This window comes from Nonomuraea sp. NPDC054003, assembly GCF_055585125.1.
Genome location: NZ_JBVJKR010000028.1, coordinates 1 through 21,585, shown reverse-complemented (window position 1 = coordinate 21,585; position 21,585 = coordinate 1). Strand labels below are relative to the sequence as shown.

At 71.9% G+C, this 21,585-nt stretch carries 29 protein-coding genes; 25 read left to right on the top strand and 4 right to left on the bottom strand.

Annotated elements, in window-relative coordinates:
- Window positions 1-2 precede the first annotated feature (2 nt).
- The 4 genes from ACZ6YG_RS43260 to ACZ6YG_RS43245 form a co-directional block, all read right to left on the bottom strand.
- Entirely contained in the window at window positions 3-635 is a 633-nt protein-coding gene (locus tag ACZ6YG_RS43260; RefSeq protein WP_466021187.1) for a hypothetical protein, read from the bottom strand.
- Window positions 636-1,218: 583 nt separating this feature from the next.
- Window positions 1,219-1,461: a hypothetical protein gene (locus tag ACZ6YG_RS43255; RefSeq protein WP_466021186.1), complete on the bottom strand. Its 243-nt coding sequence runs from the start codon at window positions 1,459-1,461 to the stop codon at window positions 1,219-1,221.
- Window positions 1,458-2,297: a phosphoribosylaminoimidazolesuccinocarboxamide synthase gene (locus ACZ6YG_RS43250; RefSeq protein WP_466021185.1), complete on the bottom strand. Its 840-nt coding sequence runs from the start codon at window positions 2,295-2,297 to the stop codon at window positions 1,458-1,460. Before ACZ6YG_RS43250 ends, ACZ6YG_RS43255 begins: the two co-directional genes overlap by 4 nt.
- 16 nt (window positions 2,298-2,313) lie before the next feature.
- Window positions 2,314-3,054: a GntR family transcriptional regulator gene (locus tag ACZ6YG_RS43245; RefSeq protein ID WP_466021184.1), complete on the bottom strand. Its 741-nt coding sequence runs from the start codon at window positions 3,052-3,054 to the stop codon at window positions 2,314-2,316.
- Between the two features lie 250 nt (window positions 3,055-3,304).
- On the opposite strand from ACZ6YG_RS43245, the gene ACZ6YG_RS43240 reads away from it, so the two are divergent.
- The 25 genes from ACZ6YG_RS43240 to ACZ6YG_RS43120 all read left to right on the top strand — a co-directional run.
- Window positions 3,305-3,520, top strand: coding sequence for a helix-turn-helix domain-containing protein (locus ACZ6YG_RS43240; protein WP_466021183.1), 216 nt, complete (start codon window positions 3,305-3,307; stop codon window positions 3,518-3,520).
- Window positions 3,520-4,362 (top strand): DUF6197 family protein, encoded by an 843-nt coding sequence (locus ACZ6YG_RS43235; protein WP_466021182.1) that lies wholly within the window; start codon window positions 3,520-3,522, stop codon window positions 4,360-4,362. Before ACZ6YG_RS43240 ends, ACZ6YG_RS43235 begins: the two co-directional genes overlap by 1 nt.
- Window positions 4,359-5,543 carry a hypothetical protein gene (locus tag ACZ6YG_RS43230; protein WP_466021181.1) on the top strand — a complete coding sequence of 395 codons (1,185 nt, stop codon included), beginning with the start codon at window positions 4,359-4,361 and terminating at the stop codon, window positions 5,541-5,543. Before ACZ6YG_RS43235 ends, ACZ6YG_RS43230 begins: the two co-directional genes overlap by 4 nt.
- On the top strand, window positions 5,540-5,950 hold the full coding sequence (locus ACZ6YG_RS43225) for an SsgA family sporulation/cell division regulator (protein WP_466021180.1): 411 nt from the start codon (window positions 5,540-5,542) through the stop codon (window positions 5,948-5,950). Before ACZ6YG_RS43230 ends, ACZ6YG_RS43225 begins: the two co-directional genes overlap by 4 nt.
- A complete protein-coding gene (locus ACZ6YG_RS43220) occupies window positions 5,947-6,231 on the top strand; it encodes a hypothetical protein (RefSeq protein WP_466021179.1) in 285 nt (94 codons plus the stop codon). Before ACZ6YG_RS43225 ends, ACZ6YG_RS43220 begins: the two co-directional genes overlap by 4 nt.
- Entirely contained in the window at window positions 6,232-6,720 is a 489-nt protein-coding gene (locus ACZ6YG_RS43215; protein ID WP_466021178.1) for an ATP-binding protein, read from the top strand. It abuts the gene before it with no gap.
- A gap of 11 nt (window positions 6,721-6,731) precedes the next feature.
- Window positions 6,732-7,211: a hypothetical protein gene (locus tag ACZ6YG_RS43210; protein WP_466021177.1), complete on the top strand. Its 480-nt coding sequence runs from the start codon at window positions 6,732-6,734 to the stop codon at window positions 7,209-7,211.
- Window positions 7,212-7,292: 81 nt separating this feature from the next.
- The gene (locus ACZ6YG_RS43205; RefSeq protein WP_466021176.1) at window positions 7,293-7,517 is read left to right on the top strand and encodes a hypothetical protein; all 225 of its coding nucleotides are present in this window, start codon (window positions 7,293-7,295) and stop codon (window positions 7,515-7,517) included.
- A 147-nt stretch (window positions 7,518-7,664) separates the two neighbouring features.
- Window positions 7,665-9,704, top strand: a complete 2,040-nt coding sequence (locus ACZ6YG_RS43200; protein WP_466021175.1) for a hypothetical protein — start codon at window positions 7,665-7,667, stop codon at window positions 9,702-9,704.
- Between the two features lie 11 nt (window positions 9,705-9,715).
- Window positions 9,716-10,147, top strand: coding sequence for a hypothetical protein (locus tag ACZ6YG_RS43195; protein ID WP_466021174.1), 432 nt, complete (start codon window positions 9,716-9,718; stop codon window positions 10,145-10,147).
- 20 nt (window positions 10,148-10,167) lie between these two features.
- Window positions 10,168-11,088 carry a hypothetical protein gene (locus ACZ6YG_RS43190; protein ID WP_466021173.1) on the top strand — a complete coding sequence of 307 codons (921 nt, stop codon included), beginning with the start codon at window positions 10,168-10,170 and terminating at the stop codon, window positions 11,086-11,088.
- On the top strand, window positions 11,085-12,668 hold the full coding sequence (locus ACZ6YG_RS43185) for a hypothetical protein (RefSeq protein WP_466021172.1): 1,584 nt from the start codon (window positions 11,085-11,087) through the stop codon (window positions 12,666-12,668). The genes ACZ6YG_RS43190 and ACZ6YG_RS43185 overlap by 4 nt, the downstream gene beginning before the upstream one ends.
- Window positions 12,669-12,742: 74 nt before the next feature.
- Window positions 12,743-13,411 carry a hypothetical protein gene (locus ACZ6YG_RS43180; protein WP_466021171.1) on the top strand — a complete coding sequence of 223 codons (669 nt, stop codon included), beginning with the start codon at window positions 12,743-12,745 and terminating at the stop codon, window positions 13,409-13,411.
- Window positions 13,412-13,459: 48 nt separating this feature from the next.
- A complete protein-coding gene (locus tag ACZ6YG_RS43175) occupies window positions 13,460-13,780 on the top strand; it encodes a hypothetical protein (protein ID WP_466021170.1) in 321 nt (106 codons plus the stop codon).
- A gap of 114 nt (window positions 13,781-13,894) precedes the next feature.
- Window positions 13,895-14,503 (top strand): Pycsar system effector family protein, encoded by a 609-nt coding sequence (locus ACZ6YG_RS43170; protein ID WP_466021169.1) that lies wholly within the window; start codon window positions 13,895-13,897, stop codon window positions 14,501-14,503.
- A complete protein-coding gene (locus ACZ6YG_RS43165) occupies window positions 14,500-14,643 on the top strand; it encodes a hypothetical protein (protein ID WP_466021168.1) in 144 nt (47 codons plus the stop codon). Before ACZ6YG_RS43170 ends, ACZ6YG_RS43165 begins: the two co-directional genes overlap by 4 nt.
- On the top strand, window positions 14,640-15,308 hold the full coding sequence (locus ACZ6YG_RS43160; protein ID WP_466021167.1) for a hypothetical protein: 669 nt from the start codon (window positions 14,640-14,642) through the stop codon (window positions 15,306-15,308). Before ACZ6YG_RS43165 ends, ACZ6YG_RS43160 begins: the two co-directional genes overlap by 4 nt.
- Complete coding sequence (locus ACZ6YG_RS43155; protein ID WP_466021166.1) at window positions 15,305-16,051, top strand: hypothetical protein; 747 nt, start codon at window positions 15,305-15,307, stop codon at window positions 16,049-16,051. The genes ACZ6YG_RS43160 and ACZ6YG_RS43155 overlap by 4 nt, the downstream gene beginning before the upstream one ends.
- Complete coding sequence (locus ACZ6YG_RS43150; protein ID WP_466021165.1) at window positions 16,048-16,449, top strand: RRQRL motif-containing zinc-binding protein; 402 nt, start codon at window positions 16,048-16,050, stop codon at window positions 16,447-16,449. The genes ACZ6YG_RS43155 and ACZ6YG_RS43150 overlap by 4 nt, the downstream gene beginning before the upstream one ends.
- A gap of 59 nt (window positions 16,450-16,508) precedes the next feature.
- Window positions 16,509-17,483, top strand: coding sequence for a DUF5131 family protein (locus ACZ6YG_RS43145; protein WP_466021164.1), 975 nt, complete (start codon window positions 16,509-16,511; stop codon window positions 17,481-17,483).
- A gap of 3 nt (window positions 17,484-17,486) precedes the next feature.
- Window positions 17,487-17,990 carry a hypothetical protein gene (locus ACZ6YG_RS43140; RefSeq protein ID WP_466021163.1) on the top strand — a complete coding sequence of 168 codons (504 nt, stop codon included), beginning with the start codon at window positions 17,487-17,489 and terminating at the stop codon, window positions 17,988-17,990.
- Window positions 17,987-18,742: a hypothetical protein gene (locus ACZ6YG_RS43135; RefSeq protein ID WP_466021162.1), complete on the top strand. Its 756-nt coding sequence runs from the start codon at window positions 17,987-17,989 to the stop codon at window positions 18,740-18,742. The genes ACZ6YG_RS43140 and ACZ6YG_RS43135 overlap by 4 nt, the downstream gene beginning before the upstream one ends.
- Window positions 18,743-19,374: 632 nt before the next feature.
- Complete coding sequence (locus ACZ6YG_RS43130) at window positions 19,375-20,817, top strand: hypothetical protein (RefSeq protein WP_466021161.1); 1,443 nt, start codon at window positions 19,375-19,377, stop codon at window positions 20,815-20,817.
- Window positions 20,774-21,019 carry a hypothetical protein gene (locus tag ACZ6YG_RS43125; RefSeq protein ID WP_466021160.1) on the top strand — a complete coding sequence of 82 codons (246 nt, stop codon included), beginning with the start codon at window positions 20,774-20,776 and terminating at the stop codon, window positions 21,017-21,019. The genes ACZ6YG_RS43130 and ACZ6YG_RS43125 overlap by 44 nt, the downstream gene beginning before the upstream one ends.
- 85 nt (window positions 21,020-21,104) lie before the next feature.
- A partial coding sequence (locus ACZ6YG_RS43120; RefSeq protein ID WP_466021159.1) for a hypothetical protein occupies window positions 21,105-21,585 on the top strand: 481 nt, incomplete at its 3' end.

The window sequence follows — 21,585 nt, the reverse complement described above, 5'->3', positions numbered from 1 at the left end:
TTTCACGCCTCCTTCCCGAGATCCCTTCCCGTCAGAGCCGGCAGCAGAATCCGCTCGCTCCAGCTGTCCACGTACCCCTTCGAAGTGATCGACAGCGGCAGCGACAACTCTGAACGAATCTCCGCCAGCATCGCGTTGTACAGCAGCAGCCACACGACATGCGGCTCTCCGCCAGTTGGCCCGGTCACCTCCGCCAGCGCCTCACCGATCTCCTCGCCCGGTACCTCCTCTTCGAACAGCGCAGGCTGCACGAAGCGCTCGTTCCTCTCCACCAGATGCGCCGTCGCTGGCCCTTTGGCATACTTCGTCGTCGGCTGCATACCGGGCAGACGAAGGCCGGTGCACTCGTCACCCGTGGTGGCCACGATCGCGAACTCGCCCTCCGGATGGATCGTCCGGGGCAGATTCCGTGGGTTGTCGTATGTCCAGCCGCGCACCATCAACCGCTCCCGCAGAAAGCGGTTCGTCTTGCCCCAGCGGCCGATGCCAGGAGTGTTGGGCGGATCGAGATGGGTGTACAAACGCGCCTCACGATCCGCCGCGAGCAGCGCATGCTCGATGTCGGACCAGCTCAGCCCCAACTCCTCCAGCCGCCGACGGGCCTCGTCGTCTTCATGGAACGCAGGTTCCGCCATCAGACCTCCCTCGCCAGGTCAAGGTCCTCACGGGCGGATTGTCCGTTCAAGCCGGCAGACCATCAAGATTGCCGAAGGGCACAGCACCGTAGACCAGCCGTAAGCTGACGCCCACCCTCCGGCGCTCACCCACCGTCTCCACGCATCAGCACGCCTACCACGAGCTCGCCTCAGCGGTGGGTCAGTGCAGGGAGGTCGGTGTCGGCAAGTCCACGATCACCGTATACCTGACGGCTGTCGTCGGAGAGAACACCCGCCCCTCCCGAAGGGGAAGACGCCCTAGTCGTTGCCGCGGGGATCGATCCCCAGGGATCCGGCACGTGGTCAAGCGGGACATCCTCCGCAGCGCTGTCCGGGATCACCCGAAGGAAGTCCGCCAAACCTTCACCGAACTGCGAACGCTGCTGGAATAGATCGAACGCAGCGCGTTCCAAGAGCACCGTTGATGTGTGGAAAGGGGGGCCTCAACCGAAGTCGAGGTAACCCTTTCGCGCGCGGCAGGACCTTGTGGCAGACGGGCGGAGCACCCCAGCCCGGGCCCCGTCCGGCATGAGCTGCTGGGCTAGACTTCGGGAAAGAGAAGTCAGCGCGATCCCATGTGCTCCGCTGCTTGGTCATCGGCTTCCACCCACGGCTTATCCATCGCGCGGATCAATGCTTCTACCCCGTCCATGGCAGGGGTGACATTGAGCGCCCTCAGCAGCATGCTGGCCGCAGTCTTTGCCTCGCTGGTAGCGGGGCCGGGCTCGCGGCCGTGCGCATGCAGCAGTTCGCGGATCTCGCGGACCAGGTGGGCCGGGTCGTAGTACTGGCGTTCGGTGCTCATCGGTCGTCCTTCCAGGCGGTACCGGTAATGCGCTGGTAGACGTCGATGTAGCGGGCGCGGGTGACGTCCACGATGTCGTCGGGGATGGGCGGGCCGGGCGGGGTCCGGTCCCAGTCAAGCGTGCTGGACCAGTCTCGGACGAACTGCTTGTCGAGGGCGTGTTGCGGGCGGCCGGGCTCCCAGGATTCCGCCGGCCAGAAGCGGCTGGAGTCGGAGGTGAGCACTTCGTCGGCTAGGACCAGCGTGCCGTCCGGTGCCATGCCGAACTCGAGCTTGGTATCGGCGATGATGATGCCGCGCTCGGCAGCGATGCGGGCACCGCGCTTGTAGATCTCCAGCGTGGCGTCGCGGAGCCGATTGGCGGTGTCAGCGCCGATCTGGTTGACGACGTCGTCGAAGGTGACGAACTCGTCATGGCCAACGGTCGCCTTCGTCGTAGGGGTGAAGATTGGTTCGGGCAGCTGGGAGCCCTCCACCAGGCCGGCCGGGAGCGGCACGCCCGAGACAGTGCCCTGCTTCCGGTACTCCTGAAGTCCGAGCCCGGCCAGGTAGCCGCGGGCGATGAACTCCACCGGCAGCATCTGCAGTCGCTGACATCGCACGGCGCGGCCGGCCCACTCTGCAGGTACGTCGGTACCGCTGATTACGTGGTTGGGAAAGACATCGGCGAGTTGGTCGAACCACCACAGCGACAGCTGGGTCAGGACCTTGCCCTTGTCAGGGATAGGTGTGGGCAGCACGACGTCGTACACACTAACGCGGTCTGAGGCGACCAAGATGAGGTCGTCGCCGTCTGCGTAGACGTCGCGTACCTTGCCCGAGTGGATCAGTTTCACAAAGGTTTCCCGTCTCTCAGTTGATCTCGAACTCGTATGCCTGCCAGCGGCCGGCAGCCGAGACGTACTCGCCGTACTCCAGCACCGAGCCTGCGCTGTCAATGACCCAGTTTCGGCCCCTTAGAACAGGCGACCCGACAGGAACCCCGAGGTCACGAGCGTCTTGGTCAGTGGCCGCATCGGCAGCGTTCTGATCCCGGGACGTCCTGATGGTCCGGCCGGTGACCTCCGCCAGATAGCCAAACGTGCCCTGCAGGATGCGCTCGGCTTCCAGCAGCCGCGGAGCCGCCTCCGCGAGTTGACCATCGAACCAGCTGATGGAAGCCGAAACGGGCCGATCGCCGCGATACGTGACCCTTTGCCGCCGGATTGCGAGTGCGCCAGCCTCAATGCCCAAAGCATCGGCTACCTGCTCAGACGACTCGACCAGAAAGGCGGAAACGATCTTTGCGTGCTCGTCAGGCGGATAGATGCGCCCGGTCCGTCGTATGGAAACCGCACGGTCAGTTGGCGAGTGTGACGTGCTGGCCGTGTTGACGACTGTGCCCACGCCGACCACCGCCCGGGTGAGGCCTTCCGCGCGCAAGGTAGCCATCACCTTCGTCGCGGTGGCCAAGGCGATATTCCAGTCTTTGCCGAGCTGGCGAGCTGACGGGATCGTGTCGCCATCCTGCAGTTCCCCGCGTTCGATCTGACCCCGGATGTGTCGGACCACTTGCAGGTACGGGGGTTCAGGTCGATGAACCTCAGGTGCCACGAAACGCTCCTCCTGTGAGCTGCGTCAGGATTGCAGCTCATAGCGTACTAGTACACCTAGCGGTAAGCCAAAGTAGCCCCTTCGACACGCTTTGCCGCCACGTCATTGACAGTGTGCTAGTACACATCTAGCTTGTGTCCTATTACACCAAGTCCGTTTCGACACGACGAAGGGCGGTCCTGGTGCTGATCCCACCAGGCCGCCCCGCAGGGTCGCCACCCATCCCCGTCTGAAGAGGAGAAACGACCCAATGACCATCCTTACCGATGAAGGGCCTGCGAAGGAACAGCTGCTGCTTACTGGCGAGGTAGCGGCCGTGTTCCGCGTCCACCCCGAGACCATCCGCCGGTGGGTGCGAACCGGGCGACTCAGCGCCGTTCCGACTCCAGGGGGCCGGCTGCGCCGCTTCCGCTCCCGCGACATCTCGGAGCTGCTGCGCGCAGAGTCCGCAGGGGCGGTGGCCTGATGACGATCACACCACCTGCACAGACCCCCACTCCTGCTGAGCAGGCCAAGGCCCTGCTGGCCGACGCGGCCCGCAACGACCGCTTCTATGACGTCGGCTTCGACAGCACGTACAAAATCGTCCACGAGCGGGACGCCGCGACCGCGATGTACGCCGCGCAGGCTGCGACCGCGACCGCGGTGCTGGCCGTCGCCGGCGAGCTCGCCGGGCTGCGCGTCGAGCTCCGCCAGCTCGCCGCCGCCCGCGATAACCGGCCCGACGTCGCCGGCGCGGTGCGTGAGTTGACCGCGGCGATGAAGCCGCTGTCCGAGATCGCCGACAGCGTGGACGGCCTGACCGACCAGGTCGAGCCCGTGCGCGACGAGGTCGAGGACGGCCTGGCTTCCGTCGCCGACGGCATCGAGCTGCTGGCCGACCGCCGCCGCAACAGCTGGTGGTCCCGGCTGTGGCGTCGTCGGCGCTCGCAGGCACTTCCGACGCGCGCGGACGTGACGAAGAAGCTGCTGGCTGCCGCCGCGCCGAAGAACTGGCTGAGTGACACCCTGACCCATGCCGCCGAGCTGCTGGACCGCGAGGGCTGGGACCCCGCGGGCATCCTCGGCCGGGACGTGATGAAGGCCGTCAGCCAGGTCACCATGTCCTCGCCTCCGGACCCCCACGACCAGGTGCTGTGCACGCTGGTGTGGGACGCCATCGTGGCGCACCTCGACGGGCAGCCGCTCACGGAGTGGCAGCGCGAGCCCAGCCGTACGCAGGGCCAGGTGGTGGCCATGCTGCGCGAGGCCGCAGCGAAGACGGCTGTCCCCGAGCCGGCCGCTGGCGCGGGGGAGGTGGCTCGGTGAGCATCGCGACTCCCACCCCCAGCCCGTTCGACGACGACATCGACCGCGTTCTGCTGCAGATCGAGCGTCGTCTGTATGAGCAGGCCACGCCTCTGCCCGCGCCGTCGCCGCTTCCCGAGGACCCGATGGTCGACCTGGCGGCCGCCGACAAGCCCGGCGAGATCGAGGCCGTGACCGTCCGCGCCGACGTGGTCGACGACCGGGCCGACGACCACGACGATGACCCGGCCGGCGACGATGCCGATGACGAGGTCGTCGACGGCGAGCTGGTCCCCCTCGAGTTCGAGGACGACGGCGAGACCCGGCGGGTGCGCCAGCTGCGCCGCCAGGTCGCAGAAGCGCACCAGCTGGCGCGCCTGCAGGCCGATGAGACGCCGCTGCTGGTCGACACCAAGCGGCTGCGCAGGCGTCGTATTGCCGCCTACGAGGCCGCCCGGCTGCATGAGCTGGCCCAGGACCCGGTCGCGCTGGCCTACCGCGACGCCAAGGTACGCCGCACGACCACGACGATGGTCATGGTCGCGGTCGTGATCGGCCTGGCCATCTCCAGCATCGGCGTGCAGGCGTCGGTGGCCACGGCGCTGAGCCTGGAGAAGTTCTCCGTCGCTTGGTGGGCCGCGTTTCTCATCGAGTTCGCGATGAGCCTGCCGCTGCTGGCCACCGTGGCCGTGCAGGCCTACTCGGCGATGCGCGGCAAGGTTGTCGACCGCACGTCTGCGGCGGGCAAGAAGATGTTCCGCGTCGAGGTGCTGCTGCTGGCGCTGACGCTGGTGCTCAACTGCTGGCCGGCGTTCGCGGCCGGGGGCAGCTTCGGGGACAAGGTTCTGAACCTGATCGTGCACAGCCTGGGCCCGATCGCCGCGGTGACCGCCGTGTGGGTGCTGCCCGCGCTGTGGTCGGTCCTGGAGGTGCTGCCCGTACCGGTGCCCGAATCGGGCCGTACCGACGCTCGTACTGGCCTTGAGTACAGGGCGAACGCCGGACGCCGGTACAGCGCTCCGCCGGCCCGGGCGAAGGTCGACATCGACGCGCTGACCGACCGGGCGCGCGCCCTGATCGCGGCCGGGAAGCTGCCGGCGGACGCGGGCGTGCACAAGTTCCGTGAGGCGCTCGGGTGCGGTACCGGCCCGGCCAGCAAGGTCAAGAAGGCGATCGCGCAGTCCGGTGGGGGTGCGTCATGAGGCGCCGCCCCATCCTGCAGGGCCTGGTCATGTGGTCGGTCGACCGTCAGCCGGTCAACGCGATGTTCTCCTACGACGTCGGCGACCCGTTCGCGGTGACGCTGGCGTTCGTCGACGACAAGGGGCGGCAGACGGTGTCGTACGTGTTCGGCCGGGCGCTGCTGATCGATGGTCTGGAGGGCCCGGCGGGCGAGGACCTGGTCCTGATCGGCCCGCACGAGGCCGAGGGGTTCACCGTGGTCGAGCTCACCCCCGAGCACGGCGCCATCCCGATGGCGTTCTACGTGGCCACCGCGGTGCTGCGCAAGTTCGTCGAGGCCACGTGCCGGCGGGTGCCGCTGGGCCGCGAGATCGATCATCTGGACCTGGACCGGGTCGTGGCGCACCTGCTGGGGGCGACGTCATGACGCCCACGCTGACGAACGTGCTGACCAGGACTGATGCGCTGACGCGCGATGAGCTGGCGCTGCTGGCGGCCGCCTACAGCGAGCTGCTGGCCGCATCGAGGGCGAGCGTGGCGGCCGCCGCGCTCGGCGAGGCCGATCCACTGGTCTACGTGCGTGAATGCCTGGCTGGGCACGGCCAGGTGCCGCTCGCGGGAGCCCGGCCGTCGCGGCTGCTGGCGCAGTCGGCGGTGCCCGTGCACCGGACGCAGCATCAGGCGGGGCATCGGGCGGGGGTGGCGTAGATGACAACCACGATCACCGTCCCCGACGCGCACCACCAGGCGTTTCCCGGCTTGCCGGAGTCGATCGGGCAGGCCCGCGCGTGGGTGCTGAGCTGCCTGCCTGCGGGCTGCCCGCGCGCCGACGACGTCGCCCTGGTGGTGAGCGAGCTGGCCACCAACGCGGTGCTGCATTCGGCGTCCGGCGCGGCGGGCGGCCGGTACGCGGTGCAGGTGGAGCTGGACGTCCAGCCCCACGATCAGCCCAGCGGCCAGGCACGCGGCCGGGCCTGCAGGGTCGGGGTGACCTGCATCGACCTGGGGCCGGCACCGGCCCCGGCGGCCCGCCCTGCCGGTGAGGGCGGCTACGGCCTGTCCCTCGTCAACGAGGTGGCCGACACCTACGAGGTCCGCATCGAGCCGACCAGCCGCACCGTGTGCTGCTGGCTCGACTGGCACCCCGCCGACGACAACCGCACCATTCCTCACGGCGGCGACGCCGTGACCTGCTGAAAGGACGCACCATGAGCACCAACTCGACCGGCCCCTGGTCGGGAGATCAGCTGGACAGCCCGCCGATGGTGGACGCGTGGACTGGCCAGCTCCGGGTGGCGCTGGCCGAGTACGTCGACTACGTGGCCCGCATCCGCCGGGACGCGGAGGCGATGTGGCGGGCCAACCCGCCCGCCGGATATGGCACCTTCGAGGCGTGGTGGCGCCACCACAAGGTCACCGCGCCGCTGGCCAAGCTCCAGGACCACCTGGAGGCCGCCACGAAGCTGACGTTCGAGGTGGCTGCCCAGTACCGGCGGCAGCGCCACGAGATCCCGCAGGCCCGCCAGGCCGCCGCCGAGGCCAAGCAGGAGGCCGCCTCGCTCAGCCGCGGCGTCCCGCACCGCGTGAACGGAGGCGGCGGGCAGCCCTACCCCCGGCCGCGCCCGGTGACCCCGGCCGACCAGGACGGCAGCTTCCTGGACATGGTCCGCCGTGACCGGCCGGCATGACCGCATGCACCGCTGCACAGTCCACCGCCGCCCTGGCCCGGCCAGGGCGGCATCCGGCCGCCAACCCGTGAAGGAGGCACTGTGACCCGGCCGATGACCAAGGAAGAGCGCCGCGCCTTCAACCAGCGTCGCCACGCCGAGGAGCGCCAGGCGTGGCTGGCCGGTCGTGGCCCTCAGGGGACCGCCGATCTGTGGTGGGACCAGGCCCGGAAGGTGGCCCGGGAGCGGACCGCCGCCGGCGACGAACTGGCGTGGGGCGACCTGGCCCGCACTCTTCAGAACTTCTGCGAACGCTACAGCCAGTGACCGAGGCGAGGTTCATCTTCATGTTCATCTACACCCCGAGCGCCCCGCCGAGGGCCCCCTATGCGGACGCGTGGACGCGCGGACGCGCGGGCGCGCGAGGCTACGCCATCTCGTCACTGTCCGTCAACGCCTTGGAAGGGGCCCGCCGTGGCTGACAACACCACCACCGACGCCGGCCGGGGCAAGGTCGTGTCCTTCCGGCCGCGCTCGGAAGGATCGGTCGCGCCGCCGCCGCTGCCTCCCCTGCCGCCGCTGCCTGCCGCGCCCGCAGCGCCGTCCAAGGCGGCCCCGGCCGACGATGTTCCGGCCGCCTTCCACTCCGACGGGTTGCCGAGCGTCGCCTCGATGGGCCCGCCGGCGGCCCTGCTGATGCCGCCGCCCCCTCCCTTGCCGTCCCTGCCCGAGTCCGGGGACGGCGAGGGCGAGCTTGTGCTGCCGGGGCCTGAGGACCCTGACAACCCGACAGGCCGCGAGACGTTGCAGGTGTGCATGGCGCTGATGGCCGCGCTCGGTGTGGCGGCCGCCAAGGGGATGTGGCACCGGGCCCGGCACCGCCAGGCGCTCGCTGACGAGGCCCGTGCCGTCGCCGACAGGGCCAAGGCCAAGGCGGCGGCCAACGGCCACGGCGGCACCGGCGCCGGGGGCGGCAGTGGAGGCGGCCGTGGCGGCTCGAAGGGCGACGGCGGTGGCATCCTGTCGGGCTTGCGCCAGGAGGGCTCCCGGCGGCGCTCTGGCGGCTCCCAGACGGGTGGGCACGACGGCCCGGGACGCAACCGCAAGGCCCCGAAGACCCCCAAGCCTCCGAAGGCTCCCAAGGCCGCGCCTGACGGCCGGACGACTCCCGACGCGGGCCCCGGGACCAAGCCGCGCAAGCGGAGCAAGACCAGGAGCAAGGCCAAGGGCGGGCTCGGCGACCAGCCGTGCCTTCAGACGCGTGAGCGCCGCAAGGACACCGGCACCAAGGACGGCAAGGGCGGCAAGGGCGGCGAGGACAAGGCCAAGGACAAGGCGAAGGACAAGGACGGCACGACCACGCCGCCCAAGCCCCCGAAGATGACGTGGACGGCCCCGCCCAAGAGCAAGCCCGGCCCCGGTGGGGACAAGGCGCTGCCGCCCGGCCGCAAGCGCTGGAACCGCCGCCCCAAGCCCGCCGCGCCCACGGGCAAGACCAGCTCCAAGCGCCGCGAGGGCAGCAAGGCCGGGCGCTCGCGCCGGCCCCGGTGGATGCGCTGGACGCTGCGCTGGACCTGGTCCCCGGAGTGGGCGCAGCGCCGGTGGGCCCGCCGCACGGCGGCCCGCTCGGCGAGCGCGAACGCCTCGACCGGCACCACCACCTCGACCGGCACGACCGGTGCGGCTGGTGCGACCGGCGGTGCGCAGGGCCGCCGGGAGTCCTGGACCCGGACGCCGCCGCCCCCGCCGCCCGGCGGCGAGTGGATGCGGCCCCCGCCGGGGGCTGACCGGTCCACCCGGATCACCGTCGAGCGCGTCGACGTCCGGCCCCGGCAGCGCCGGCAGAGCGCACCCGCCGCCGCGGTGGCGGGCGCCCCGGCCGCCGGACGGCCCGCGCTGGCCCCGGCCGCCGCCAGCTCGACCGCCACCCAGACCACCACCACCGCGACCACGACCGAGTTTCGCCGCACCGCGCCGCCGGCGAGCGGCGAACGTCCGACCGTCCAGGCCGCTGCTGGCCAGGCCACTGGAGGCCAGATGAACCGCTTCTCCATCCCGGCTGGGGCCGTGCCCGGGCCGCGCCCGTCCACTCTGATGGCCGGCGGGCCGGGCATGCCGGCCCACGGCACGCAGTACGACGACGACGCCGAGCTGACCATCCGGGACGTGATCGAGGCCGCCGAGGACGCGGCAGAGGAGATCACCGAGGGCGTGGACGCGGCCCGCGCCACCGCGGCGGGCGCCGAGCGCATGGCGGGCCGGCTGGAGGCCCTGCACGCCGAGATCGTCGACCTGAAGGTGCCGGGCTGGCTGGAGGCCATCTGGGGCCGGCTGGTCGACAAGGCCCTGCACGTCAAGGCATGCGCCGACGGCCTGGCCGAGACGCTGCCCGCCGCGTCCGAGGCGATCACCGTGGCGGCCGGCAACGCCGCCGCCCGGGACCTGGGCGTGGCCGACACCACCCGCGACTACGGCCACATCCGGCCTGCCGAGCGCGAGTACCACGACGAATAGGGAGATCCCTGATGAACGAAGTGGCGATCAGCTCGACCGGTGAGGCGCTGGAGGAGGGCGGCAACGTCCTTTCCCGCATCGTCCGCTACGGCATTCTCATGGCCCAGCTCGGCTACGCCGCGGTGCGGCTGAGTGGCCTGAGTGAGCAGATCCGCGCCACCTACGCCTACGTCGAGGGATGCGCCGCGAGCGTCGACCAGACAGCCGACCAGATGGCGGGTCTGGACGTCGACGACGACACCGTGGGCGAGTTCCGCGACGCCGCGGCGGTCATGCGCGGCGCGCTGGAGGACGCCGCCGCCATGGCCGAAGCCACGCAGGAGATGAGCCTGCTGTTCGAGGAGGCCCGCGACGCCCACCAGAACGACTACGGCGGTGTGGTCGAGGCCATCCGCACCAAGACCGGCCGGATGGCCAGGTCCGAGTTCTACAGCAACCGCTGACCCGCGAGAGGAGATCGCCGATGGCCACGAACACCCGGGCCGCGAAGGTGCCCGCCCTGCCGCCCCTGGAGGTCGAGCTGCCGCGCTGGCCCGCCCTGGACCGGGCGCGCCGCCGCCTGGAGGTCGTGCGCAGCGCGACCGGCCGTGTGGCCACCCTCGCCGGCGCCGCCGCCGCGTCGGTCGGTTTGTTCACCGGCGACCTCGCCGGCGCGTCCCTGCTGGCCGATGCCGCGCTCACTGTGGGCGGGCTGGCCACGCTGCGGTTGTGGAAGCCCGACGGGCTCCAGCGGGCGGCCGCCACGGCGCTGTATGTGACGCCCGGCGTCAGCCTGGCCGCCCTGCTGATCGGTCAGCAGCTGACCCCCGGCATCCACCCCGTGGCGACGACCGTCGAGGCAGCCGCGCTGATGACCTGGACGGTCGGGGTGTGGGTGACGCGCCCGGCCGAGGTCGGCCGGCGCATGCTGACGCCGCCGGCCCCGGCCGTCGAGCTGGTCCCGGCCGGGCCGCTCGTGAGCGACCACCCGGCCGCTCGGTGGTGGGCGGCCAGGGTCGCTGTCGATGGCGGCCCGGCCCCGGCCACCGTCCTGGACGACGTCGAGTCGACCGGCCCCCGCTCCATCCGGGCCATCATCCGCGCCGCCGCTCCCGGCGAGCCAGTCCCCGACATCTCCATCCGCCGTCTGAGCGCCCTCATGGACGTGCCCGAGGACGAGATCGCCATCGAGGCGGTGCCCGGCCGGGGCGCGGGCGTGCGGCTGCTGAAGGTCGGCAACCCGGAGGAGACCGACGACCTGGCCACCCGCTGGGCCAAGAACATCGCCCCCAAGGCCATGCCCGGCACGGTGCTCACCGGAATCCAGGTCGGCACCCCGGGCGGCAAGGTCCGCACCATCCCGGTCACCAGCACCACCACGAGCATCACCAGGGAGGACGTGTGAAGACCGCGAACGCCGCGACGGCCCGGCCCGCCGCGGCTGACGGCGAGCTGACCGTGTTCACAGTCGAGCACCCCGAGGGCAAGGCGATCACCTACGACATCGACGCCCTGTGCAAGAAGCTGGGCATCGACGACCCGGGCCGCCTGGTCGTGGAGACGCAGGGCTATCTCGGCATGGTCATGGTCTACCCGCGCAACCCGCTCGCCGAGGTGCGGGCCGTGACTCGCGAGGACCTGGTGATGGACAGCAGCGGCCAGTACACGGCCGGGCTCTACCACAACGGGCAGCCGGTCAAGAAGCGGCTGTTCGACCCCTCGACCGGCAGCGCGCAGCGGTTCGTGCTGTTCGGCACGACCGGCGCCGGCAAGTCCCGGTCCCTGCAGCTCCAGCTGATCGCCGAGAAGATCAACCGCGTCTGCACCTGGCTCGCCGACCTGAAGGAGGGCACCTCCGTCCCCGAGGCGGCGGGCAACGTCGACTGGCGCACCACCACCCCGGAGGGCGCCATCCTCATGCTGCTGGCGGCGGTGAAGGTCGCCCAGGCCCGGATGCGCCGCTACAGCGCCCTGGGCCGCAACAGCTTCGTGCTCGGCGAGGACCCGCTGCTGCACGTGTGGATCGACGAGGCCAACAGGTTGCTCGAGCGCGGCGCCCCCTACCGGGCCCTGGCCACGTACCTGCTGAAGGAGCTGTCGCGGACCGGCCGGTCCTTGGGCGTGGGCGTCGGCCTTGCCGCCCAGGCCAGCCACCTGGAGGAGCTGGGCGGCTCCGACACGCTCCGCGCGATGATGAAGACCGGCGAGGTCACCTTGCTGCGCTGGACGTCGTCCATGATGCGCCAGCTGGTCGGCGACGGCATCCTGCCGGGCGGCACGCAGCTCGTGCCCATCCCCGGGAAGCTGACCCCGACTGTGCTGCGCTCGCCGTTCGACGTCGGCGACGTCGTCGAATCCCCGGGCACGCAGGGGATGGCCTACTACCCGTCCGGGCCGCGCCCGACGTCCCTCATGCGTCACCTGCGGCTGGGCTCCATCACCCCGTTGCCCGGCTTGGACCCGGAGATCCTGGCCCTGTACGGGTCTGAGGAGCCCCGCCACCTGGAGGACGCCTCGGTGCGGGCGCTCAGCAGCCAGCCCCGCAGCCTGGCGGACGCCGCCGTGCGGGCGCTCGACAACAACCTCGAGCGCAGCGCGTACGAGCTGCGCGACGACGGCCCCGCCTTCGACGCCCTGTGTGCGAGGTTCGCTGCCGAAGCGCAGAAGAGCGCGGCGGGCAAGGCCGGGCGGCGCCCGGCGGCCGGCGTCGACGACCACATCGATGACCACGCCGGCGACGACTACGACGACGGCGAAGCCGACGACGTCACCCTGCCGCCCGCGTCCCTGGAGGACCGCGTCCTGGCCGTTCTGGCCGACGCTGAGGCTCCGATGACCGCCCCCGTCATCTGGGAGGCCGTCAACGCCGACGGCGGCCGCCAGATCAAGGCGCTCAACTCCGTTCGCAACGCCCTCAAGCGGCTCTCGGCGGAGGACGGCCCGGTCGCCAAGCACGAGCGCGGCCAGTACGCACTCGCCACGTAGAGCACCTCACGGCCCGTGGCCCCCTGGCCCACTGATCAACGAACCCGCTCCACCACCTAGGAAGGCGAACCGTCATGACCCTGCCCATCCCAAGCCCACAACCTGGCCGCGAGGCGGCGCTGGCCGACCTGGCCAGCTTGGCGCTGCAGCTCGGCACCGCCACCGGCCTGCCGGCCATCATGCTCGCTATCACCCGCAGCGCCGACGTCGACCCCGAGACCGACCCGCTGGTGGAAACCTTCGAGGTCGGCTGTCACTCCGCCACCGTGCTGCACATCGATATGGCGCTGCTGTACGCCGACCCCGGCAGCCCGGCCGGGCGGGCGGCCGCCGGCGCCCTGGCCCACGAGCTCGTCTGCGCCGCCACCCCGCCCACCCGCACCGCCGTGTGGTGCGACCGTGCCCTGCCGGTCCTGATCGTCGCCCTGGCGGCCGGAATGGGCCTGGCCTGGCCGCCCTGGCTGGCGGGCCTGCTGATCGCGCTGCTGGGCATGACGCTGCTGCTGCGAGCGGTCGCGGTGGGCGCGCGCGAGGCGTTCGTCGACGACGTCGCCGCCAACCGGCTGACGGACTCCGGCCTGGACGGCGACGCCTGCATCCGGGCGATGCTCGACCAGCACGCCGCCCGCACGCCCCGCGCCGAGCAACTCGTGGACCTGGTGCACACCGGCGCGCCCACGATCACCATGCGCCGCCGCGCGCTGGCCTACGCCCGCACCCGAGCCGCTCAGGCCACCGCCTGACCCCCACGCCCGATCCGACCCCCACCGACGACAGGGAGCCAGACCCGCATGACTCACGACCCGCAGTACGCCTTCACCGAGCTGGACCTGCCCCCGGCCGCACCGGCCGCGAGCTCCGCGCGCGCCGACGCGCTGCGCTGGGCCAGCAGGCTGACCACCCGCCGCGCCGACCCGCTGGCGGTGCTGACCAACACCGAGCCGATCCTGGCCTGGCTGCAGACCGCGCCCAGCGAGGACGACCTGCACCTGCGCTGCCAGGCGGGCAACCTGCAGCACGCCAACGACGACGAACGCGACGCCGACGACGACCCGCACGCCTTCGTCATGCGCGTCATGGCGCTGTACGGGGCCATCACCAGCACCGTCTAACCACTTCGCGTCATCAGACGGGCGCGCACCACCGCGGCCAATCGACCAAGACCATCCGCGACGGGCGCGCCCGCACAGCCCCACCAATCCACCAGATCAGGAGGCAACTCCATCATGACCCGTCTGCCCACCGCCGCGCCAACCGCGCCGTCCGTCCGGACAGCCGACAGCGGCACGACCGCGCCCCCCACGGAACCCCCGACCGCACCCCCGACCGCGCCCACGACGACGAAGCCGTCGACCGGCCTGGTGGCGGTGCTGCAGCGCGAGGGCGACGCCGTGCGCGCCGAACTCGCCCGCATCGACACCAAAGCCGCGGCCCTGATGGGCTGGGCCGGCACCGCCGTGGCGATCCTCGCGGCCGCCGCCGGCGTCATCCACCTGCCGCTGCCCGCCACCGTCGCGGTCATCACCGGCGCCGCCCTGCTAGCGGCCGCCGTCGCGGTGCTGCTGTACGTGATCCGGCCCCAGCTGCCCACCCCCGGGCACGGGTACGGCTTCGTCCGCCACGCCGCCGGCGACGGCGCCGCGCTGCTGGCCACGCTCACCGTCCACGAGCCCCTCACCGAGCGGCTGGCCGATGAGGTGGCCCGGCTGTCGCAGCTGGCCCTGGCCAAGTACCGCAGGCTGCGCATCGCGGTCGACCTGCTGCTGGCCGCGCTGGCCTGCCTGGTGGCCGCACTACCGCTGGGAGCCCTGGGGGCCCTGGGGGCGCTGTCATGACCGCGCCCAGCACCGAGATCCCCACGTACGAGCAGGCCGCCCGGATCCTGGCTGAGGCCGGCCCTCTGCTCCGCCAGGTCGACGAAGGCCTGGCCGTGATGAACGCCATCATCACGCTGACGCCGAAGGGGCAGAGATGAAGGCTCCGGCGACGGCGGACGTCGTCCTCACCCCGACCCCCTACGCCTACCACGACCACGAGCGCGACCAGGTCGTCACCACGACCGCCTACACCACCCGCGAGCCCGGCCTGCTGATCCGCAGCCGCGACCCCGAGGGTGACGAGGGCGGGCCGCGCTGGCTGGTGGTGCACTGGCAGGGCGAGGCCGTTCAGGGCCACCACGACTACACCTCCCCCTGGCAGGCCCTCGTGGCAGCTGACCATCTCGGCGCGCTCGGCGTCGACTGGACCCGGTCCAGCGCCGACCTGAAGGCGGCCGGTTCGCCCTATGGGCTGTGGGACGCGCTGCGGTCGCCCGCGCTCGTCATCCGCGCCGGCGACATCATCGGGGCGGTCACCATCGACGACGACCACGCCCGGTGGGACAGCACCGAGGCGATCGTGGACCTGCTGGCCGTCGGCTGGGCACCGGCCGCGCTGACCGAGCGGCTCAGCGAATGCTCCACCGCGATCCCGCTGGCCGACCGGGTGAGGCTGCTGCTGCAGATGCTCGCCTCGTTGGACGGGCGGCCGCCGTGGTGCGGCCGGTGTCTGCCGGTGGCCCGCCAGGCCGTCGACAAGCGCGGCCAGCTGAGCCGCTGCCCGCAGTGCCACCCCGCACCCTCGGGGGTGGTGCCGGCATGAACGCCGTGACCAACGGCACCGCCACCCGCGACGGTCGTGAGGTTCAGGACGTGCGAGGCGAGGGCCAGGTGCTGGCCCTGCTGCGGCAGAGCGTCAACGTCACCAAGATCAGCGACGCCACCACCTGGCCGGTCGCCGCAGTGCGCAAGCTCGCCGCCCGCGAGGGCCTGCTGATCGACCAGCATGGAGTGCCGCACCCGCCGGACGCCTCCCCGGGGCAGAAGGCGATCGCCCAGGCCGACCTGCGCGAGCTGCTGCGCCTGGCCGCCGTCTGCCCCGACCCGAAGGTCAAGCGGGCCCGGGCCAAGCTGGAGCACGCCGCCGGGGTGCTGCGCGGCTGCCTGATGGAGACGGACAAGACCAAGGAGCGGCAGGCGGCGGCCGTCCAGGCGGCGGCCGAGGCCGAACGGGAGATCGCCCGCCTGACCGCGCAGCTCGATCAGGCCAAGGCCCGGCTGACCGCGCAGCTGGACCAGGCCAAGGCCAGGCTCGACCAGGCCAAGGAGATCATCAGCGGCGGCCGCACCCGCACCCCGGCCACCCGACGCCGCTACCAGCCGGGCGCCGACTACGACACCCGCCAGGCCCGCGCGTGGGCCAAGGCCAACGGCCACGGCGCGCTGCTGCCGGCATCGGGCCGGTGGGTGCCCGATGAGGTGATCGACGCCATGCGCGCCGCCCAGGACGCCTCTCAGCAGGCCTCTGAGCCGGTGTCCCCGGCGGCGCCGGAGGACTCGCGGTGAGCAGGGCGCGGCTGCCGTTCTGGGACCCCGACGGGTCCCGGCACAGCGGCCTGCCCACCTACCCGTGGCGGATGGCCCCGGCCGGGCTGGCCACCCGGCGCCAGCTGGCCGCCGACGGGCTGCGGCCCGGCGGCCAGCCGGTCCGCGCGCAGATCATGTGGCGCACCCGGCGCGGCGGCCAGGCCGCCGGAGCTCCGCGCGGCATCGGCGTCGCCTACCTGTACGAGCGGGCGCTGGCCAAACCCAAACGCCGGCCGACCGCGGCGCAGCTGGAGGCGATCGCCAAGGCACTGCGGGCCCGCCGGATCTGCCCCGACTGCGGGATCGAGCAGGACTACTGCCTACCCCGCCGCTACGGCGCCTGCCTGGACTGCCACGGCTGGGAGGTGAGCGCCTGATGCGCACCCCACCCCGACAAGCAAGATCCGCTCCGACCACCACGACCAGGAGGTCTGAGGTGAGCACGACTTCCCGCATCGAATGGACCGAGGTCACGTGGAACCCGACGACCGGCTGTGACCGCATCTCCCCAGGCTGCGACAACTGTTACGCGCTGACCTTGGCCAAGCGCCTCAAGGCCATGGGCTCAGCGAAGTACCAGCAAGACGGCGACCCCCGCTCCAGCGGCCCCGGCTTCGCCCTCACCGTCCACGAGCAGACCTTCACCGAGCCGCTGCGCTGGCGCACCCCGCGCACCGTGTTCGTCAACTCGATGAGCGACCTCGGGCACGCCCGCGTCGGCCGCAAGGTCCAGGCTCGCATCTGGGCGGTCATGGCCTTGACCGGCCGTCACCAGTTCCAGGTGCTGACCAAGCGGCCCCAGCGGCTCGCGGCGGTCCTGGCCGATCCGGCGTTCGTGCGCGAGGTCGGGGAACAGGCCACCGACCTGATCGCGAGCCGGGCCTGGCGTTCCTGGCAACTCGATCTCGGCGGGCACCGGCTAGCCGGCGACTCCGGCCTCGGCGGAGGCTGGAGGACGACGGGCACCGGCGGAGACACCGTGTGGTTGCCGCCGTGGCCGCTGCCGAACGTGTGGATCGGCACCTCGATCGAGTCCGACGCGTACTGCCGGCGGGCTGAGGAGATCCGCCGGGCACCGGCCGCGATCAGGTTCCTGTCGCTGGAGCCGCTGCTGGGCCCGCTGCCCAGCCTCGACCTGACCGGCATCGGCTGGGTGATCGCCGGAGGCGAGAGCGGTCCCGGGCACCGGACGCTGGACCTGGCCTGGGTCCGCGATGTCCGCGACCGCTGCGTCGACCAGCGCATCCCCTTCTTCTTCAAGCAGCGCGGCGGGCTCACCCCGAAAGCCGGCGGACGGCTCCTGGACGGCCGCACCTGGGACGAGTTCCCGGCCCACCGAAGCCCCACTCGGGCGATCACCTCGCCGCCCTCCGATCACCCCTGCTCCGTCCCATCCATCCAAGGGAGATAACCCATGTCCACCACCACGATCAGCACCACAACCAGCACCGTGGCCAACGCGCTGGCGGCCGACACCGGGTCGCTGAGCCCGGCCGCGGCCGCCACCCGCTCCTACCGCGGCCAGGCCGCCCGCCGCTTGGACGCAATCACCCGGGCCGCCAAGCAGACCCCCGGCCTCGATGTCCTCGACCACGTCACGCTGGCGTGCCTGATCGGCGCCGGTCACGCAGCGATCAGCACCGGCCACACTGGCGGGCGCGGCGTCGGCTACCTGACCGCGGCCGCCCGGGCGTTGGACGAGCACCGCGGTGACCCGATTGTCGTCCACGAGGAGATCGCGCTCGTCGACGCGCTGCTGGCCGCCTGCTACGCGATCGCCGGAGGGCCGGCCGCGCAGATGGCCGTGCACCTGGGCCGGGCCGCTGCCGAGTTCGACCAGTTGCCCGACCAGGACGCGCTGATCCCGCGGGCGCTGCTGGCCCTGGCCTACGCGCTGGCTGCCAAGGGGGACGCATGACCGCCACCGACATGACCCCCGCGCTGGGCGCCGGCGTGCCGCGCCTGGTCCGCCACGTCGACAAGAGCACCGGCGTGCCGCAGGCCCGCTTCACCACCCACGTGCTCGGCGAGCGCCAGATCCGCACCTACACCGCGATGTGCCGGCGGGCCGGGCGCCGCCCGTACGAGCTGGCCGGAGACCTGCTGCTGGCCGCGATCCGCACCGCGCAGCGCGACCCCGAGGTCCAGGAGACGGTCGCCGAGCTGTCGGCCGACCTGGACGCCAATCTGGACGGGCCGGCCTGCCGGATGTGCGGATGCACCGAGAACGCGGCCTGCATCGGCGGCTACGCCTGGGTGCCCGACCCGCTCATGCTGGGCGACCTGTGCAGTGCCTGCCAGCCCGTCTGCCTGCCCGTCGTGACCCCGGTCGGCCACGCCGAGCTCGCCGAGCTCGACGCCCTGGCCGACGCGGACAGCGGCGAAGGCATGGAGCTCGTCACGGAGGCCGACGCGATCGCCGGCCTGCTGGCCCGCCTGCCCCACGCCGGGCCCACCGAGCTGGTGGAGCTGGCCGGCAGTTGCCCGGCCGCGCACATCGCCCGCTACGCCGTCCAGGCGGCCGCCCTGCTGGAAGGCCTGCGCGCCGAGCTGACCACCGTCATCCAGGCCGCGCACGAGCAGGCCGTGGCCGCCGACACGTGGGTCGCCTCCCTCGAAGACGACGTCGACCAGGACGGCGCCTCAATAACCGAGCTCGGGGTGGCCTGACCCATGCCGCACCACGCCTCCCGCACCGAGGCCCTCGCCCCGCTTCCCCGGGGCGAGGGCCTGCCCTCTGGCTCGCTCGCTGGGATCGCGTCGCGCATCAGCTTGACGGCCCGTCCTATCGGGCCAGAGCGAGCCGGGAAAACCCGATTGAACAGGCAATCTGACAAGCGAATCGCACTCGTTGTAAAGAGAATCGCCCGGCTTGTCAGGAAATCTGGTAGGAGTGATCACAACACGCCGGTGCCGGCCACGGCGCTGTCCGCAGCCGGGGTGCCCGGCGTTCGTGCCGGTGCCCGTCTGCGGCCTTGCCGTCCGGTTTGCACTGGCCATGCGCGACACGCCGGGGCTTTCTTGGCCGTCAGCGTTCATCCACAGGCTGTCAACGTGGAAGACTGCGGGACTGACCCGACTTTGATCACGCCGGGAGGCGATCAGGACATAAAAAATGCCCCGCTGGCTGCGGGGCTGGGACAAACAACTTCATTCCGATTGACGCGTCTGAATCGATCAGCTCCGAAGCTTTGGCCGGCGAAGAGCAGATCGACGTCGACGGGTTTTGTCACGTCTGGAGACCGACGATAGCAGGCACCCAGGCGGTTAGCCCACTACGCCCTGAAGACACGCCGGGGCGCATGCAAACCGCTTCCCCGACCCCGCCCGGCACCGAGCGGGATGACCAGCTCGATGGCTGGCCCGGCGACGAGCTCGCGGCCGTGTCGGCCTGGCGTGCCCGCGGGGACCGCACCGACCCGGCGCCGCCGGCGACGTCGCGGCCGCCGTGCGAGGTGCACGGTGCTGGCCACGATCCGGCCTGCACGGCCTGCATGCTGGTCAAGCGGGAGGCCATCACCGTGGCGATCGCCACGGTCAACTACCTGACCGGCGGCGCCGTGTCCGCCCGCTCCCAGCGGGCGTGGATGCGCGCCCTCGAGGCGCACCCATTCCTGGCCGGCCGGCGCCGCGACGCCTGCCGCAACCTGCTGGCCGTCGCGCGCGTGATCATGTGGTGCGGCAAACGCAGCCCGGTCAACCCGGCCGTGTGGACCTCGATTCCGACCCGGGCCCGGATCATGGCCAAGACCGGCCTGAGCGAGTCCACGGCCAAGAAGTGGGTCCGCTGGCTGCGTGAGCATGGCTTCCTTGCCACGGTGACCGAGGGCTCCACGCCCCGCTTCCGGTCGACGACACGCGGAGGCCTAGTCGACGACGGCGCCGGCAACCTGGGCGCGGAGTGGGCGCTGATCATCCCCCTGGCTCCGCAGCGCCCCCAGCCGCGCGCCGAAGACGCCGGCACTCCTGATGATCAGGTCGTTTCCCCTGAGTCCGAGCTGATTTCGGGGGATCAAAAGCGACCCCCCACTGGTTCTCTCTCTGAAGAGAGAGAACCAGTTATGGACTCCCCCGTCGTACGCGGGCGCGAGGACCGCACAGCAGACAGTGAGAGCGGCGACGGCACCGCCTGGACGTGGCCGCTGTCCGCGACGCCAGGAACCAAGATCGACATGCTGAAAGCGGCCCAGGCGCTGCGTACGCGCAGCCCGATCTTGCGCAAGGTCAGCGCCAAGCACCTGCGCAGCCTGCTGCGCGAGCCCTTCCGCGCCGAGTGGACGCCGAACGACGTCTTGCACGCTCTCGACCACCGGCCTGACGGCAGCGCCTGGACCTTCACCGACCCGCCGCGCTGGCTGCCCGGCTGGATCCGGCACCGCCTGGCCGCCTGGCGCACCGCCGACGGCGACCTGCAGCCCTCGCTGTCACAGCAGCGCGCCGCCCGCCGCCAGGCCGCCGTGGAACGCCAGGCCGCCGCGGCCGCCGAACGCCGGACCCGCCAGGCCCGGCGGGTCGACGCCAGCGCCGGGGCCGCGGCCGCCGCCCGCGCCGCACTGGCCGCTGCCGGGCCGACCGCTGCCGCCGCGTTGCAGCGCCACAAGCAGCAAGATCAGCGACCACCTGGTCTTTACTTTGTAAATTCGAGGGCGTCGGACGGGTCTGTAGCGACCGCTGGCGACGATCCCGCCTCCGCCGGGGGCGATGGACACCGGCCGGGCGGAGATCGGCGCTCAGCGACGCGCTGAGGGCCCGGCGGCGCCGGATGTCCCTGCGTGGATCACGACCGAACCGCCGGAGATCTTCCAGCGGGAGGTCCTGCACCGCCACGCGCTACCGCAGCAGCTCCACGAGCAGGCCCCGCACCCCGACGACCCGACGCCAGCGATGGAACGGGCCTGGCTGGCCCGGGTGGTGGCCGCCCAGAAGGCCGGCAGCGGCGAGCCTTAGCAGGCGACGATAGAGGGCGGGATGCGCCATGCTTGTCACGAAACCCGTACGGAAAGGCCGGTGTCTGGTGAGTGTCGTCGACCGAATGCGCAGCAAGGCCGGGCAACTGCCGGCTCAGGGCGATCCGGTGGTGGTGACGGCCCGCCGGCGAGCCCTGGCCGCCGTCGATGTGGTCGCCCAGGCGCTGGCCGTTGACCCGACGCTCGCCGACCCCGACCGGCAGGCACGACAGTTCGACCTGATCACTGAGCTGTTGCGTCAACTGGTTCCGCTGGCCCGCCAGGCCGGGCGGTTGATCGAGTCCCAGCGCCTGCAGCAGCTCGGCGGCCCAGAAGCCGAGCTCGCGCGGGCGCGCCTGGGGCTCGTCAACCCGGTGGCGGTCCAGGAGCTGGAGGCGCTCGTGGACCGTCTCACCTCCCTCGCCGAGACGCTGAGCGCGGCGGCCTGGCTCGACTGGGACAGCCCCGAGCGCAGAATGCAGCGGGCGATCGGCCTGATGCCCGCCCCTGAAGACCTGGCCGACCTCGCCGACCAGCTGCGCACCCTGCTGGCCCCGTCGCTGGCCC